Origin of the sequence: Cellvibrio sp. BR, assembly GCF_000263355.1 — a bacterium.
In the GTDB taxonomy this organism is placed as follows: Bacteria; Pseudomonadota; Gammaproteobacteria; order Pseudomonadales; family Cellvibrionaceae; genus Cellvibrio.
Map to the genome: position 1 here is coordinate 142755 of NZ_JH668207.1, position 15739 is coordinate 158493.

The following is a 15739-nucleotide window of genomic DNA, read 5'->3' on the forward strand; positions in this document are numbered from 1 at the left end:
TTTGCCTATATGGACTCGGGGCAACTCAGGTACTAGTCTGCCGCTGCTCTGCTATTCCCTGCAGGGCTATAACAACAAACGGCGACAACGAGGAATCACAATGAAATTATCCCTTTTGGCATGGGCAGGTCTGGCGACTGCGCTGGTGACGAGCAGTGTGCAAGCGGCCGAATGGCGCTCACTGTTTAACGGTAAGGATCTCACCGGCTGGCAGCCTTATGTGAGTTTTCAGCCTGAAACCAATGCCTATAACCTGGTTTCCAAACACACCCCGCGCGGTATTAACAACGACCCCAAAAAAGTGTTTAGCGTGGTGGATGGCCTGTTGCGGGTATCGGGTGAAGAGTGGGGTGGTTTGACCTCGCTGGAAGAGTTTGGCGCTTTTCATTTGAAGTTTGATGTGAAGTGGGGCGAGAAGAAATGGTCGCCACGCTTGGATGCCCCGCGCGATAGCGGCCTGCTGTATTTTGCCGTAGGGCCGGAAGGCGCCCAGAGCAGCCACTGGTTGCGCAGCCACGAGTTTCAGGTGCAAGAGGGCGATAGCGGCGATTATCACAGCCTGGACGGGGTGATTATTGACGTGCACGCCACCGACACCAACATTGGCGATTGGAAATTCTACGCCTATGACCCCAAAGCACCGCTGCGCAAAGATATCGCCGCGCGTGTATTGAAGCTTGGTCTCCACGAAAAACCCAGCGGTGAGTGGGACACCATGGAAGTGATTGCCGATGGTGAAACACTAATCCATAAAGTGAATGGTCATGAAGTATTTCGCGGCTTTAATTCCCGTCACAAGGTGGATGGTAAATACGTCCCGCTGGCGCGCGGCAAGTTGCAAATCCAATCCGAAGGGGCCGAGACTTTTTATCGCAATATCCAGATAAAAGCACTGGATAAACCGGCGGCGGAGTATTAAGTCGCGCTTGATTAAATAGCGGCGCGCGTGCAGTCTGGGCTCATTACCTCACGAGGATTACTTATGAGCCTCTTCTATTCTTTCTCCGCCGAATCCCTCACTGGTCAGCCTGTGCCCATGGCTGACTACCAAGGTAAAGTCGTGCTGGTGGTGAATACCGCCAGCCAGTGCGGCTTTACCCCCCAGTACGCCGGTTTGGAAAAGCTGTACCAAACCTATAAAGATCAGGGTCTGGTGATTCTCGGTTTCCCCTGCAATCAGTTTGGCGGGCAGGAGCCGGGCGATGCCGCTGAGATAGCCCAGACCTGTCAACTCAATTACGGTGTTACCTTTCCAATGTTTGCCAAGGTGGATGTAAATGGCAGCGAAGCCCATCCACTGTTTCAATGGCTCACCGATGCAGCGCCAGGTATGTTGGGCAATGCGATCAAATGGAACTTCACCAAATTTTTAATTGGCCGCGATGGCAAGGCGATCAAACGTTTTGCCCCTATCACCAAACCGGAAGCGCTTGCGGACTCCATTCGCGCGCAATTGAATCCCTGATTTTAATGAAGGCCCGGTGTTAACTTATGCGTTTTGCGCCCTCGCTGACACTGACAGTCATCGCTTTCGCAGCGGGCTTTTATGCGAGTGAATATCGCCACACAAAAGTTGCGCCCTCCGATCTTGCCCCAGCCTTAACCGAGAACCCGGCGACCAGTAGCTCCACTACCAATGCCGCGCTTTCATCACCATTATTGAATGAGTCGCTTGATAAATCGCTGGCCGCCAGTTCTGCCATCACCCAACAACCGTTTTCCAGTCTTGCCGCATTAACGCCCCTTGAGCAGGCAACGCGATGGATCGCCACCGGCAACTATGGGCAAGCGGTGCCCTTGCTTGAGCAGCTACTGCAAACTGATCCGCAATTGGCGGAAGCCATGCGTTTACTGGCGCGGGTTTATGAAGAGCAGGGGCAACATGAACAAGCTGTCGCGATCTGGTTTCGTTACTTCAGTGCAGAAATTGACGCGCAAAAAATCGAGGCGGGTTTGCAGTACCTCGCTAATTATTTGGTGCGCTTGGCATCCAACCCGGTGCTATTTGGCGAGCGTCAAGCGTGGCTAATGCAACAGCTAAATGACTTGATTCGCTTAACCCCGGACAATGGTGAGTTGCATTTGCGTTTGGCGAGCATGCATCTGGATGATAAAGAAAAAGAGTTGGCGCAGTACCATGCACTGATGGCGGCGAATCAGGTAGTTACCCGCGCGCGCGCCGATGCGTTGTTAATTCTTATTAGTGGCGATGGTTTGAATAACGCGGCGCGCGGAGAAGAGGTCACCATTGCGCTGCAGCGTTTTGGTAAACAATTTTTAGTCCCGGTCACCATCGATGGTATTTCTGCGCGTTTGTTATTGGATACCGGCGCTTCCATCAGTGGGCTTACCGCGACTTTTGTAGAGCGCCACTATAGTTTGGTGCGCAATACCAAACCTATCAAACTCAATACTGCCAGCGGCACGGTGGACAGTTATTTATTTGTGGTGAATAGCCTCAATATCGCCTCGCTGGAATTTACCCAGCACCTGCTCGCCCGCTTGCCGATGGACAATGCCAATCAATTTGATGGCCTGCTCGGCGTCGATATTCTTGGGCGCTTTGAGTTTGTCATCGATCAGGAAAAAGCCGAACTGTATTTACGTAAGCGTTGATAAGGAGTTGATTTTATGGGTAAACGTTTTGAGGCTATTTCAGAAGCCTTGCAGGAATTTATTGCACAACAGAAAATATTTTTCGTGGGTACGGCAACGGATACCAGCCGGGTAAATATTTCCCCCAAGGGTATGGATTCATTGAGAGTGCTGGATGCTAACCGGGTGATTTGGCTCAATGTCACCGGCAGTGGCAATGAAACGGCAGCGCATTTGCGAACCCACCCGCGCATGACGATTATGTTTGCAGCTTTTGAAGGTGCGCCGATGATATTGCGTTTATACGGAACCGCGCGTGCCATTCACAATGGTGACGCTGAGTGGGCAGCGCTCTATGCGCATTTCCCCGCAAATACCGGCGCGCGTCAGATTTTTGATATGCAGGTGGAGTTAGTACAAACCTCTTGTGGGATGTCGATACCATTTTTTGATTATGTAGATGAGCGTGAGCAATTGAATCAATGGGCTGTTAACAAGGGCGAGCAAGGTATTCGTGATTATTGGCAAGAAAAAAATAAACTCAGCCTGGACGGTGTGCCGACGGGAATTGATAAAGTGCTGTAAAAAAGTAAAAAAGTAAAAAAGTAAAAAAGTAAAAAAGTAAAAAAGTAAAAAAGTAAAAAAGTAAAAAAGTAAAAAAGTAAAAAAGTAAAAAACAGATAAATAAAAAGGCAGCCATGAGGGCTGCCTTTTTTAATGAGATTTTTTGTTAGAAAAAAATCCAGTAAATAAGTGCGAGATACAAACTGTATTGCACTAAATAATAAAGTGTAGTGTTGAATGCCTTGAGCTTTTTGCCGAGCAAGCGAATTTTATACAGCGTGCCAAAGGCGCGGTTTAAAAAACCTACCTTGTCGCCATCCATATTCTTGGTTGCCGAGCCAGCCACCACAATGCGCGAAAAGAGTTCATTAAACCAATCGACCAGAAAGAAATTGACCGGGCGTTTAACATCCACAAATAAAATGATTCGATTTTGATCGGTTTTATTGTGTGCGTAATGAATATAGGTTTCATCAAACATTACTGCTTCGCCATCGCGCCAAAAATAGGGTTGGCCATCCACACTAATAAAACAGTCTTCGGAATTGGGGGTGGATAAACCCAGGTGGTAGCGCAGCGAACCAGCGTAGGGGTCGCGATGTTTTACCAAGCGCGCACCCGGCGGCAACATAGTAAACATAGCGCCCTTGATATTGGGAACTTGGTTGATAAGCGCTACCGTTTGCGGGCAAAGCTGTTCGGCAGATTTAAGGTTGGCGCCATACCATTTCAGGTAAAAACGCTTCCAGCCAGTTTTGAAAAAGGAGTTAAAACCCAAGTCATCCAGCTTATCTGAGGCTCTAATTTTCGCCTCGGCATTCAAGCTTAATGCCTCGTCCCGAATGGTTTCCCAGTTGTCCTGTAAAATTTTCAGCTCAGGGAAATCAGCAGGGTTAAGGTAGGCGGTCTTTTTATCCTTGGCAAAAATATAAAACAGGCAATTAATAGGTGCTAAAAAGTTGGCGTGGTCGCTCAATTTGCGCTGCCAGCGTTCATGCTGGACAGTACCGCGATTCTGGATATAAATGGCCGAAATAATAAAAATGGCCAGTACCAAAAGTCCCATTTGTTAGATCTCCGGGGGGGCTGCTAAACAGGCCGCCAGAATACTGATGGGGTATGGCTATTTCAACGGACAAATGTAAGAAGTTTGTGCGGCTTGCAGCCTTAGCTGGTATAAAACGTCATTTCGCTGCCAGCCCTGTGGCAGCACCCCCTTCCCGCCCGGGCAAAGATGAATTGCAGAGGATTAAATGGAAAAGAAATTGGGTTTTTCGGCAGTCTTGACCAGTCAGGTCACGATCCTGCTTCTGGGGCTGGGAGCACTCCAGTTTGCCGCTATCGATTGGCAGTGGTGGGGCTTTTCAGCGGGTATGGATTTGCTCCTGGCAGTTCTGGCGGCGCTTCTCACCTATGGCACTATCTACCTCATGTATCGCCATGGCGGGCGATTTGCGGCAACCTTATTGGCAGATGTGCAGAAAATAACCGTGCATTTTGCCGACTACTCCTGGGCTAAAATTGCCTGTGTTGCACTGCTTGCTGGCGTGGGTGAGGAGTTGCTGTTTCGCATTGCCTTGCAGTCCTGGTTGGCGAATCATGTTGCTATTTACCTGGCTATTTTTGCACCGGCATTAGTATTTGGGTTGTTGCATTTTTTGTCCTGGTCTTATTTTATTGCGGCAACCGTCATGGGTTTGCTGTTTGGTATTGTTTATCATCTCACCCAAAGTGCAATGCTCGTGATTGTATGGCATGCCGTTTACGACTTGATCGCCTTGGGGGTGATGATTAAATATCCCCAACTCCTGGGGTTGCCGCCGCGCGTTACCAATAATTATTTTTTGTCCTGATTCTTATTGGAATTATCACCGTCTTTTATTAACACTCTTGAAACCCGATATGAAAATTATTGAAACCCTGGCGCCCCATCATCTGCCGCAATTGCATCAGCTATATTTGCAACAGTGGTGGTCAAATACCCGTACTCTGGAAGAAGTTAACGCCGTACTCGCCGGATCTTCCATTACTCTTGGCGTAATTGACGAACAGAATAATTTAATTGGTTTTACCCGGGTGTTAACCGACGGTATTTTTAAAGCTTTGATGTTTGATGTGATTGTGGGCGAAGGTTATCGCGGCCATAAAATTGGTTCGCAGTTGGTGGAGTATGTAAAAGCTCACGCCAAGGTCAAGCGGGTAAAACACATTGAACTGTATTGCCTGCCTGAATTACAAAGTTACTACCAGCAATTTGGTTTTGTCACCGATGTGGGTGGCATGCAGTTAATGCGCCTGACAATGCGCTGATATTGTTGGATTTATTTTTTACTAAAAGGAATCTTTTATGAGCCTACTCGCAATAAAAACCGCAGGTATTGACGATATTAATTCGGTAGCCGTTTTGTTTGATTTATATCGTCAGTTTTATCAACAAGCTCCCAGCCTTGAATTGGCGATGAGTTTTATCAAGCAGCGTATATATAATCAGGAATCAGTTATTTTATTGGCGGAAGAATACGGAGAGCCTGTTGGCTTTTGTCAGCTCTACCCCAGCTTTTGCTCAGTAATCGCCGCCCCCATTTATGTTCTTTACGATTTGTTTGTTCACCCGGCTAAACGTCGCACTGGCGCTGGTAGGGCATTGTTGCTGGCGGCGGAACAGCAGGCAGAGTTTGCTGGCGTCGCGCGTATGGATTTAACTACCGCAAGAACCAATACATCGGCGCAGGCGCTTTACGAATCACTGGGCTGGAAAAATGACACTGTGTTTATTGCCTATAACAAAAATATTATAACCAGCTAATTGCAGGTTTTTTTTGTTATGGCCTTTGATTGTGTTGCGCAAACGCCGCCGTTAATTGTTCCGCGAGGCTATTCAGGTTTCTCATTTTGCAGAGTTCAATAATGCACTCAATCGTACATAGGCCACCTTCGGGTTGATTGCGGCGCAGGGTAAAGGTTGATGGCTTTTGCGCAGTCAATACTGCCTTGGGCGCGCGTTGCAGGTAAGGGCTTTTGTTAAATATTTTTTGCGCTTCCTGCCAGGTGCTGTCGATGATAATAATGGTTTCAGCCTTATCGATAGTGCTGTGTGTGGCTTCGGTAATGGGTGAATTTTCAGCAGTGGGTGCAGCGTTATCCGCAGGGTAAAGCAGCAGCGCTTTTTCGGTAGCCAGCCAATTTAACAAGTTTTGATTGGGCTTGGTGCGCTCCCATATGACACGCTCGACGTATTCACTCGCGAGATTTAACGCAATGATTCCAGTATTGGTTTTGCGCTGAACTTCGCGTTCATGGGTTAATAAAATAATGTGGAGTGGTGTTGGCATTAACGTCAGGTCACTTGTTGGGCAGTGGTCGGTTAATGTAAATGAAGTTCACCGGCAATTACAGCAGTTAATTACAGTAGTTAATTATTGTTAAGCTAAAAGCAACAACGCCGCACAACAGCGCGACGTTGTTGTTTTAACCCTTTTTTGTTTAAGGCCTGACTGTTTAAGAAGTGGCCGTTTAAATATGGATTGTCAGTTTTTCTTTCTACGTGCGATAAGCAAACCGAATAAACCCAGACCTAAGAGTGCAATGGATGAGGATTCAGGTACGCTGCTGGTGCGGCTATCGCGAACGTACCAAGTCTCCCAAGCGTCTTCCAGTGAACCAATATCAAAACCGTTAGTGATTAACCCCATGGATGCATCGCTTAGATCAATGTGATTAAAGTTGCTCCAATATTCCGAAGCAAAGCGATACAACGAATGATCACCAAAACCAGAATCGGGGTTGATGATTGCATCGCCAATAATAAAGTCAGTCCAGTCAGGGCGCATGGCCCACTCCATTGCTGTTGCATAACGCCACCCTTCACTCGCGCGATATTCAGGCGCTTCAATATTGCCCTCGCCCCATTCACCGGTACCGATAGGGCCAGCGTAAACCCAATCCAGACCGTTAAAGTTCAATAAAATATTTGCATCGGGAATCGCGGTGGAGGCGTCGATGATTACGGCGTTTGCCTGAGTGCTGAGCAGCAAGCTGGCGGTGATTGCAAAAGTCGAAATTATTTTTTTCATCATAAATATCCATTTGTTTTCAGGTTAACCATGCCACTGCCAAGTCACTAACAAATAGCTGCGCAGTGGCATGGTGTGTTTGAGTGATTAAAATGTTGAGTAATTAAATAGTTAATTGTCAGAGTTTGGTAATGCGCAACCAGTTAATACTCCAGCCACCTTGCTGTGCATAAATACCAACATTGAATGTTCCCGCGTTGATATTCACTGTGTGGCTGATGGTGGTGAAGTTGCCCCAATCACCGGTTGCTGGAATCGCAGCGCTGCCCAATACAATCGAGCCGCCATTTAAATCCAGCGATAACATTCCACCGCTGGGGCTGGCAACGCGGTACTCCACTAAATAACTGCCGGATGATGGAAAGTTGATATTGGTAAACGCCATCCAATCGCCACTATCAATCGCGCCCACTACTTGCCCGCCGCCAACATCGGCGGTGGGAAATAATTCCAGCCCAGACATAAACGCATAGGTTTCTGCTTCAATAAATCGGCTAAAACTCGCAACCGAACTGCTGCTGGATGAGCTGCTTGCCGGTGTACTACTTGTCGATGGACTGGAAGCACCGCCGCCACTCATCACCAGTTCAACCCATACAGTATCGATGGCGCCAATGTCCTGGGCGATAGTCATAAAGTAGCGAACCGTTGCACCAGCGGGAATACCCGTTAATTCATAAAAATTTGAATTATCGCTGCTGTGTGTCATGCGGAAATTTTGTTGCGGCCCACCATTCACCGTGAAATGAATATCCGCCCAGGCAGCGTTGTTGGCAAAAAAGCGCAGGCTGTCACTACTCAATACGGTGTGACCATATTGATTGTTATTGGCTGCACTCGAACCCTGCGCGCTGCTCGATGACATTGCACTTGAGCTTGCAATGGCACTCGATGTTGTCGCTGATGTTGCTGCAGAAGTTGCAACCGACGTTGCTGCCGAGCTGCTGGCTTTTGATGAGGTCACACTGTTAGTCACCGAGCTTGCCACACTGCTGTTGCTGCTCCCGGTTGCCGGTGTACAACTGGTTGAGGTGGGCAATGCATCAGGCGTTTCACCGGTGCGTTTTATGCGAAAACTATTTGCCGGAACATTCAACGTCATGCCATCGGAAAAGCGCACGTACTGTGGGCTGCAACCAAAGTTGTAGGCGATGTAAGTCAGCAAACCATTTTTATTAAAGGCAACAGCGCTAGGGCTGGACGCGGTTAAGGCACCAGTGCCTGTGGCTAAATGACCGAGTTGTTTAAGTGTGTGCACCCAGTGATAAGTGTGTGCTTTGGTTTCGCCCGCTTCGGGTGTGTAATTAAAATTGTAGGCGAGCATATCCTCCACGGCGGCTTCGCCATTGCTCATCGCCCAAATATTCCACCAGACATCGCGCCACTGATCATCAATTAAACCGGAGGGTTTGCCATTGCTGGATTGGCTCAAACCTAATTCAACGTAGTTATCCAAATAATCTGCGTGCTGGCCAATGTGAAATACCAATGGGCTTAAGGGCAAACCTTGAATGCCTAAAATATGCGCGTAAGCACCGCTAAACCAGGTGGAGAATACATGGCCGTTGCCCCAAATAATGGAGGTGGTCATTTTGGGGTAGGCGGAATCGAAGTTGTCGTAGTCGCCACCTAAACCACGGAAGCGATCAATATTATTCCAGTATTCCCAATAGGCAGCGGTGGACGATGCATGTAAATACATACCGCGATCTGTGATGGCTTTATTGCGTGTGATTTGTCCGTAAAGCACCATCGCGCCATAAGCATTCGCTGCTTCCGAGGTGGATTCGTTATTGTTGCCCAAGACAAAATTTGCATGACCCGATGCCCAGGAAAAACCATTGGCGGGATCAAAATTGCGCAAGTAGGGAAACAAATTGTCGTCGCGGGCGGCGGCGTAATCGCGAATTAATAATTCCACCATTGGCCCGTATTGGGTTGCACTACACCAGCTGGCTTCTACGCGACAAATTTCTGCCGCAGCGCGCACAAAATAACCGTAGTGAAAGTGGTGATCGTTTAATTGCTGTTGTGAACCGAAGGATTCGTCAAAACCAAGCAGCGTGTTCCAGTTGCTGTCGTAGGCAAAATATTTGGTGGTGTCCAAACTGCCGTTGGTATTTGCACGGAACCAATCTTCCAATTCAGCTTTAAGCCACGCAATTAATTGATCGGCTTCCGCCGTCATCCCAATTGAACGCGCAATTGCAGCGAGTTCAGCAATTTTGCCGTAATTTTTCCCGGCCCAATAAGTATCGGTAAAGGTGTTCCAGCTGGCGGGATCCTGGCTAATAAATTCATTCACTAATTGGCGTAAACGGGTTTCATCATAGTCGCCAATATTTTCCGGTAAGTAGGGCAGCACACCCACAAACGGAATGGTGTAACTGAAATTTTTAGTCGCCGCAAATTTGGTAACGCCGCGTGCGCTGCGCACTTTGTAAGGTGTGAATGCTTGTTGCGTTGCATTTTTCCACGCCATAGGCAGCAGGCCCGCCATAGTCGTTACTGGCATACCATTAAATTGATAGGTGTGAGTGACGGTCACTTTATTGCTGTTGCGATTAACCGCGTAGGTGATGTTGACCCTGTCCACCCGCTGGGTCGCGTGTTGGGCGAAATCCTGAATCATTGCGGTGGATGGCATGCCGGAGGTTTGCGGAAGCAGAGTAACCGTCATGCGTTTACTGGCATTGTTCACACCAATCGTTGCCGTATTCGGGTTGCTGAAACTGGTGACATCGTGACCGGTAATTAAAAAGTTATTGTGATTACCCGCAACGTTCGTCCACACACCCAAGCTATTTCCCGCTTGATAAAACACACCCTTTTCGCCGCCGTCACCCGCTTTGGTGCGCAGTTGTAAATTACCTTTTAACGCCGTGAAATAAGCGTAAGGCGAGCCGTGTACAAAAGTGGCTTCCATCACCGCCGTGCCCGCACTTTGCCACTGCACGGTCACTGAACCATCGCTATAGTCTTTTAAATAAGCTTCAAGGTTGCTGTAATCACTGTTGCTTACGGCAATACCATCAAACACTTCATTAAACGGATCGGGAATGGAATATTGTGTAGCCGTGGGATTGGTGCGCAACCCGCCCGGTATTCCCAAAATTCGCACACCGCGATCGGTAATGCGCGCGGTAATTGGGTCTGGCGTGATATAGCCGGCACCGTTGGGGTCGCCCACTTTCATCTCGCCCATAAATGAAATAGAACCCCACCAGCGATGGGTCATGGTGTGTTTATCAGCAGCCGGTGAAACCAGTTGCGGGTAAATCGGTGTGGGTGAACCAATGGGGTTACAGCTACTCACGCCGGGTTTTACCAGCCCGGCGTTATAAATCCAGTAGCCATAATCGGTTGCGCATTTATACCCGGCGGGGTTTGGCCCATTAGCAATATTGCCCGCACCGTAGGGCGTTACATTGGCAAATGCACTCGGGGCAAGGGCGATGGGAGAAAGCGCGATAGAGGTAAAGGCAAGGGGCGCGATCACACCAGCCCCCCACGCACGTAGGGTTTGTCGTAACTGTTTCATGTTATTTCCTATTAGTAGACCGTCATTATTGTTAGAAAATGGTGCCGCTTTTATCCTGACGCGAGCGGTGTCCCAATGTAGGTAGCTGAGCCGATGAAATCGTCCCAAATTGGCGGAGGAATGAAGGTGGGACGGTTCCACTTTGCGGAAAATGTGGCGGAATTCTGGGACAGGCGCGATGATGTGCGTTGTTGCAACGCATTCGATCTGAGAAAAATTCTGCTTATTCGTAACGGCGGATTATGGTGAGAGCAAGAACGACGGAGGCTAACCATTGAAAATAATTAATTTACGCTCAGCACCTGAGCATATTCCCACCATTGCGCAGTGGCATCACGCGCAGTGGGGCTATTTAAACCCCGGCGGCACAGTCGCAACGCGCATTGAAAAAATGCAGCGTTACCTCTCGGCGACGGCGATACCAAGTATGTATATCTGTGTAGATGGCGATAAGGTATTGGGTACTGCGGCCTTGGTAGAAAGCGATATGGACAGCCACCCGGAGTTATCGCCCTGGCTGGCGAGTGTGTATGTGCATGCGGATTATCGTAAGCAGGGCATAGGCGCACTGTTGGTGAACAAGGTAGTCGCCGTCGCAAAAACGCTCGGCTATAGCCCCATCTATTTATTCACCCCCGATCAGGCGCATTTTTATGAAAGTCTGGGTTGGCAATTTATTGCACAAGAATCGTATCGCGGTGGCGAGGCGACCTTGATGAAAATTGAACCGGCTTAAAAACCTACAGGAAAATACTTAAATGCAAGGTGGCGATAAAAATGTTAGCGCTAAGGCAATTTGAAAAAACAGACGAGGATTTGCTGGTTTCATATTTGAATGACACCGCCCAAACACATTTTCTCTCCGCAAGAATCCCGCAGCCCTATACACCTGAAGCAGCACGCTGGTGGGTAGAAACAGGCAGCAAGCTTGGCATTACCCGCGCCATAGTCAGCAATGGTATTTTTGTAGGCTCAATAGGTGCCATTCCCGGTGAATTTGAAAAACAAAAAACAGCAGAAATAGGTTATTGGGGGGCAAGGCCATATTGGGGGCAAGGTATTGCCTCAGAAGCCTTGCAAAAGTTCACTCATTTACTCTTTGAAAGCACAGACCTAATTCGGCTCTATGCTGCCGTTATGGAAGGAAATGTAGCCTCTGCAACAGTTTTACAAAAAAGCGGATACAAACTAGAAGCTGTTTTGCAAAAAGCTATTTACAAAAATGGCTCTGTGTTTAATGAGCTGCATTACAGTAGGGTGCGGGATGAATAAATCTTAATTGGGTTTGCTGGTTAGAACGGGGGGCATATTTTTTTCTAGTGACATGTTGAACGCCTCTGCTCATTCTATGAGGTGTGTTATGTGGCGTAATGGATTTGTAATTGACTTCAGTGTAAGTAAGAGTTGTAGTTGTCATGAGTTCCCGTAGGTTGCAGCGGGTCGCGTAGACTGAGTTTGCGAGCAACAGATTGAAGATCGAATGTTTGCCGCTCTTGAACAATGGCACAATCAAGGTGGGTTGCCGGTGAGTTTACGAACCCCAACAGATTCAAGGTCGGCAGTTTGCCCGAAGCGGACTATCAAGCTAAAGAAGGTGAAATACGTATTCATTTGGAAGTTCCACATTTCTGAGCTAGGCGTCCAGAGGGCTTTTGACACGATCTCCGAGCTCGTCCAGCACGTGCAAATAGATTTCGGTAGTTCGAATGTCAGTGTGCCCCATCAATGTTTGAATTTGCTTTAAATCATACTTGGCTTGTAAAAGTCGGGTAGCAAAGGAGTGGCGGAATGTGTGACAGCTAGCATGTTTATGGATGCTCACTTTTTTGATTGCATGCTTTACATGAGACTGGATTGTTGTTGGATATATATGATGTCTGCGAATTAGGTTGGTTCGCGGGTCTTTACTTGGTTCATTGCCTGGGAATAAAAATTGCCAACCTAGGGAATGCCCTGCAGAAGGATACTTTTTTTCAAGCATGTTAGGCATATATACACCTGCAATACCACAGGTTTTATCGTACTCGAGCAGATTTTGAACTATATCAATCTGCTTTTTTAAGTCAGAAATTATACTTTTGGGAAGTAATGTTGTTCTATCTTTAAATCCTTTTCCATCTCGAATAACAATGTAACCCATTGCGAAATCAACATCTTTAACGCGCAATCGTAAGGCCTCAGAAACCCGAAGACCGCAACCATACATAAGCTGAGCCAACAGTTTATAGGGCATAACCATACAATCAATAACGGACATAGCTTCTTCATGAGTGAAAACTGTAGGAGTTCGAATTGGCTTTTTCGCGTACTTGAAATTGAGTTGCTCTATGGGGGTATTTAAAAAGCGGTTGTATAAAAACATCAACGCATTAAGTGCAAGCTTTTGGGTATTCGGGGAAGCATCTTTTGCTACGCTCAAGTGCGTCAAGAATGCTTCTACTTCTTGATTACCAAGGCTTTGGGGATGAGCCTTATTATTAAATAAGATAAATTGTTTAACCCAATACACATATGTATTTTCGGTTGAATAACTTTTTCCATCTGTGCGTATAAAGACACGGAATTGATCTAAAAACTTGGTTGGTGAAGCGGGTAAAGGAATGCGCACATCTTCCATAAATGCACCTGTTTGGATAACCAGTATTATTCCAGTTTAGCTATCCGAAATTAAAAATGCAATTAATTGAGATTGGTTGCGCTGTATAACTCCATAATTAATTTGTATGAATCATTAGGTCATTGATTTATAAGGGGTTGATATAATTGCAGGCGCTTCAATTTTGGGAGTTACACGGCGCAACTCCAAATTAGTTGAGATAATAATCCGTGGGTTATATAGTCAGCGCAATATAATAAACTGTTATGTGTGAGAGTGCTCCAAGATAATGAGTATCTTTATATATTTAGGCTTTCTGATTCTTTCGCCATTGAGTATTTATTTGGCGAATAAACTCCTTTATTCAGGGAAATTACGAAATTATTCTGTTGCATTAATTTCTGCTTTATTAGTCTACATATTCATTATTGTCTCTGTCGCTTATATTAATAACAAGCTCGATAATCAACTGGCAGCATTTGACTTAAACGGTGACGGAATTTTCTCGGGCATAGAAATAACACCAGACCAAGAAAAGGCAATGCAAGAAGTAATAGCCGACACAGGGAGAACCTTTGCCCCCATAACTGGCGCAATTTTCTGTTCTATATATTTTTTAGTATTGTGGTTGGTGCTGACTGTTTTCCCTCAGGTGGTTAAACTTTTCTCCCAAAAAATCACATAACAAACGGTTGCAGCACCGCTCCAGCGCTTCGCGCTTACGCTCGACAGTTTGTAAGCAGCGCATTTAGCGAATCGCTGCGCGAAGTTTATCGTAAATGCGCCGCTTACAAACTGCGGCTGAACCGAACGTTAGAAAATATTAGGAGAAAGTACCTTGGAAGATAAACTTAAGTTAAGTGCTGGAGATACTCTTGTAAAAGAAGGGCATCGCTCAAAAGGGCCAATGGCTGAAACAGATATATGGACATACTCAATTATTAACTCGAAAGGTGAAAAAGTAGGTTCAGTTGAGTACACGGACCATACTTCAATAAACGGTTTTAATAGAACCCAATCAGTTGAGCAAAGAGACATTGACGGAAATATAATAATTGACGTCTCGTGGTAATTTCTAACAAGCGGTTGCAACACCGCTCCAGCGCTTCGCGCTTGCGCTCGACAATTTATAAGCAGCGCAATTAGCGAATCGCTGCGCGAAGTTTATCGCAATGCGCCGCTTACAAATTGCGGTTGAACCGAACGTTAAGGAATCAATGAGCTTAAATCAAATTTCAACTTACATCTTCATATGTGCCGTTCTCGTTATATTTACTGGAGCGGGAATGTATTTGTTTCATGAAAAATATTATTCGGAGCAGTGGACTGAATTTTCTGGCTATATCATTGACGACGAAGAGCTGAGTGGGTTTTTCTCTTGCTCTAGTAGTCGCGGAATGAGCTTCACTGACATTGGCAATACTGGAATTTCAAAAGAGTATAGCTACAGAAAAACCCAAATTCGGGAACCTATATATGTAGAGTTTGTGGGGCGAATAGCTGGAATTGGTGGTTCTGGCTGGGGCATGGCCGGAGAACCATGGGAAAAAAATGTAGAAATAAAGAGCATCAAAAAAATTGAACGTATATTCCCAGAAAATTGCGAAGCAAAACCACCTTATGGTATTACAGTGGAGTTTGATGAAAATCCTTAACAAGGTGTTCCAACACCGTTCCGGCGCTTCGCGCCTCCACTCGACAGTTTGTAAGTAGCGCATTTAGCGAATCGCTACGCGAAGTTTTTCGCAAATGCGCTACTTACAAACTGCGGTTGAACACAACGTTAGGTTAAGAACAAGGGCGTATTGTGCCAGCCATTACTGAAGGGAAAGAAATGAATAAATCAAGGCTAATGTTCGCGGCTAGCTATTTCATCAGTATTTTTTTACTTATCGGTGTAATTGTATTCTACAACTGGCTAAATACACGGTTAGAAGCAGAATTAACGCTTTCATCTAAGCACGTTGAAAATACAGAGCTGCAAAGTAAGCTCATAGAAAGAATTCAGTCTGGAAAAATGCGCAGTGAAGAATATGTAGAAATATTTAAAGCAAAGTTCGAGCATGAAAAGGCAAACTATGAAAGTGAAAAGGCACTAATTGAGTTAAATTCATCTTTCAAAGAAATAATCGCATCAATTTTGGCATTACAATTATTTTTTCTTACGCTCTATATCATGCAAAGACCAAAAACCTAACAAAGTGCTGCAACCCGCGCACTGCGTGCGCTGGACAGTTTGTAAGTCGCGGCTTTGTGGTTTTGCTGCGCAAAAGTATTCCACAAAGCCGCGACTTACAAACTGCCGTTGAGCACGGCGTTATAGAGCCGAGTTACCCACCAACTGTAGACACCCTGTATAGTTAGAAAATC

The 15739-nt window shown here is 46.4% G+C and carries 17 protein-coding genes and 1 pseudogene; 13 read left to right on the forward strand and 5 right to left on the reverse strand.

Features of this window, described 5'->3' with window-relative positions:
• Positions 1–100: 100 nt before the first annotated feature.
• The 4 genes from O59_RS19685 to O59_RS19700 all read left to right on the forward strand — a co-directional run bounded on the left by O59_RS19685 (position 101) and on the right by O59_RS19700 (position 3180).
• Positions 101–919 carry a DUF1080 domain-containing protein gene (locus O59_RS19685; RefSeq protein ID WP_007645891.1) on the forward strand — a complete coding sequence of 273 codons (819 nt, stop codon included), beginning with the start codon at positions 101–103 and terminating at the stop codon, positions 917–919.
• 63 nt (positions 920–982) lie between these two features.
• Positions 983–1465: a glutathione peroxidase gene (locus O59_RS19690; RefSeq protein WP_007645893.1), complete on the forward strand. Its 483-nt coding sequence runs from the start codon at positions 983–985 to the stop codon at positions 1463–1465.
• A gap of 26 nt (positions 1466–1491) precedes the next feature.
• Entirely contained in the window at positions 1492–2616 is a 1125-nt protein-coding gene (locus O59_RS19695; protein WP_007645895.1) for a retropepsin-like aspartic protease, read from the forward strand.
• Between the two features lie 15 nt (positions 2617–2631).
• The gene (locus tag O59_RS19700; protein WP_007645897.1) at positions 2632–3180 is read left to right on the forward strand and encodes a pyridoxamine 5'-phosphate oxidase family protein; all 549 of its coding nucleotides are present in this window, start codon (positions 2632–2634) and stop codon (positions 3178–3180) included.
• Positions 3181–3325: 145 nt separating this feature from the next.
• Here the strand turns inward: O59_RS19700 and O59_RS19710 are convergent, their stop codons facing one another.
• Complete coding sequence (locus O59_RS19710; protein WP_007645899.1) at positions 3326–4225, reverse strand: aspartyl/asparaginyl beta-hydroxylase domain-containing protein; 900 nt, start codon at positions 4223–4225, stop codon at positions 3326–3328.
• Positions 4226–4412: 187 nt separating this feature from the next.
• Between O59_RS19710 and O59_RS19715 the strand changes: the two genes are divergently transcribed.
• The 3 genes from O59_RS19715 to O59_RS19725 are packed head-to-tail and all read left to right on the forward strand — an operon-like array spanning position 4413 to position 5965.
• Positions 4413–5012, forward strand: coding sequence for a CPBP family intramembrane glutamic endopeptidase (locus O59_RS19715; RefSeq protein WP_007645900.1), 600 nt, complete (start codon positions 4413–4415; stop codon positions 5010–5012).
• A gap of 49 nt (positions 5013–5061) precedes the next feature.
• Positions 5062–5469 carry a GNAT family N-acetyltransferase gene (locus O59_RS19720; protein WP_040393630.1) on the forward strand — a complete coding sequence of 136 codons (408 nt, stop codon included), beginning with the start codon at positions 5062–5064 and terminating at the stop codon, positions 5467–5469.
• 37 nt (positions 5470–5506) lie between these two features.
• Entirely contained in the window at positions 5507–5965 is a 459-nt protein-coding gene (locus O59_RS19725; RefSeq protein WP_007645905.1) for a GNAT family N-acetyltransferase, read from the forward strand.
• A 16-nt stretch (positions 5966–5981) separates the two neighbouring features.
• Here O59_RS19725 and O59_RS19730 read toward each other — a convergent pair.
• The 3 genes and pseudogenes from O59_RS19730 to O59_RS19740 all read right to left on the reverse strand — a co-directional run.
• A pseudogene (locus tag O59_RS19730) lies at positions 5982–6509 on the reverse strand (tRNA-uridine aminocarboxypropyltransferase); the annotation flags it as partial.
• Positions 6510–6686: 177 nt separating this feature from the next.
• Positions 6687–7235, reverse strand: a complete 549-nt coding sequence (locus O59_RS19735) for a PEP-CTERM sorting domain-containing protein (protein ID WP_007645911.1) — start codon at positions 7233–7235, stop codon at positions 6687–6689.
• Between the two features lie 115 nt (positions 7236–7350).
• Positions 7351–10773 (reverse strand): glycosyl hydrolase, encoded by a 3423-nt coding sequence (locus tag O59_RS19740; RefSeq protein WP_157152660.1) that lies wholly within the window; start codon positions 10771–10773, stop codon positions 7351–7353.
• Positions 10774–11047: 274 nt separating this feature from the next.
• Between O59_RS19740 and O59_RS19745 the strand changes: the two genes are divergently transcribed.
• Both O59_RS19745 and O59_RS19750 read left to right on the forward strand, forming a co-directional pair.
• Entirely contained in the window at positions 11048–11509 is a 462-nt protein-coding gene (locus tag O59_RS19745; protein ID WP_007645914.1) for a GNAT family N-acetyltransferase, read from the forward strand.
• A gap of 41 nt (positions 11510–11550) precedes the next feature.
• Positions 11551–12045 (forward strand): GNAT family N-acetyltransferase, encoded by a 495-nt coding sequence (locus O59_RS19750; RefSeq protein ID WP_040393634.1) that lies wholly within the window; start codon positions 11551–11553, stop codon positions 12043–12045.
• A gap of 361 nt (positions 12046–12406) precedes the next feature.
• Here the strand turns inward: O59_RS19750 and O59_RS19755 are convergent, their stop codons facing one another.
• Positions 12407–13390 (reverse strand): integron integrase, encoded by a 984-nt coding sequence (locus O59_RS19755; protein ID WP_007645926.1) that lies wholly within the window; start codon positions 13388–13390, stop codon positions 12407–12409.
• Between the two features lie 268 nt (positions 13391–13658).
• Between O59_RS19755 and O59_RS19760 the strand changes: the two genes are divergently transcribed.
• The 4 genes from O59_RS19760 to O59_RS19775 all read left to right on the forward strand — a co-directional run bounded on the left by O59_RS19760 (position 13659) and on the right by O59_RS19775 (position 15566).
• A complete protein-coding gene (locus O59_RS19760) occupies positions 13659–14054 on the forward strand; it encodes a hypothetical protein (protein ID WP_050977136.1) in 396 nt (131 codons plus the stop codon).
• 153 nt (positions 14055–14207) lie between these two features.
• Complete coding sequence (locus tag O59_RS19765; RefSeq protein ID WP_040393635.1) at positions 14208–14441, forward strand: hypothetical protein; 234 nt, start codon at positions 14208–14210, stop codon at positions 14439–14441.
• A gap of 100 nt (positions 14442–14541) precedes the next feature.
• Positions 14542–15024, forward strand: a complete 483-nt coding sequence (locus O59_RS19770) for a hypothetical protein (RefSeq protein WP_157152661.1) — start codon at positions 14542–14544, stop codon at positions 15022–15024.
• Between the two features lie 152 nt (positions 15025–15176).
• The gene (locus tag O59_RS19775; RefSeq protein ID WP_157152662.1) at positions 15177–15566 is read left to right on the forward strand and encodes a hypothetical protein; all 390 of its coding nucleotides are present in this window, start codon (positions 15177–15179) and stop codon (positions 15564–15566) included.
• The last annotated feature ends 173 nt before the right edge of the window (positions 15567–15739 follow it).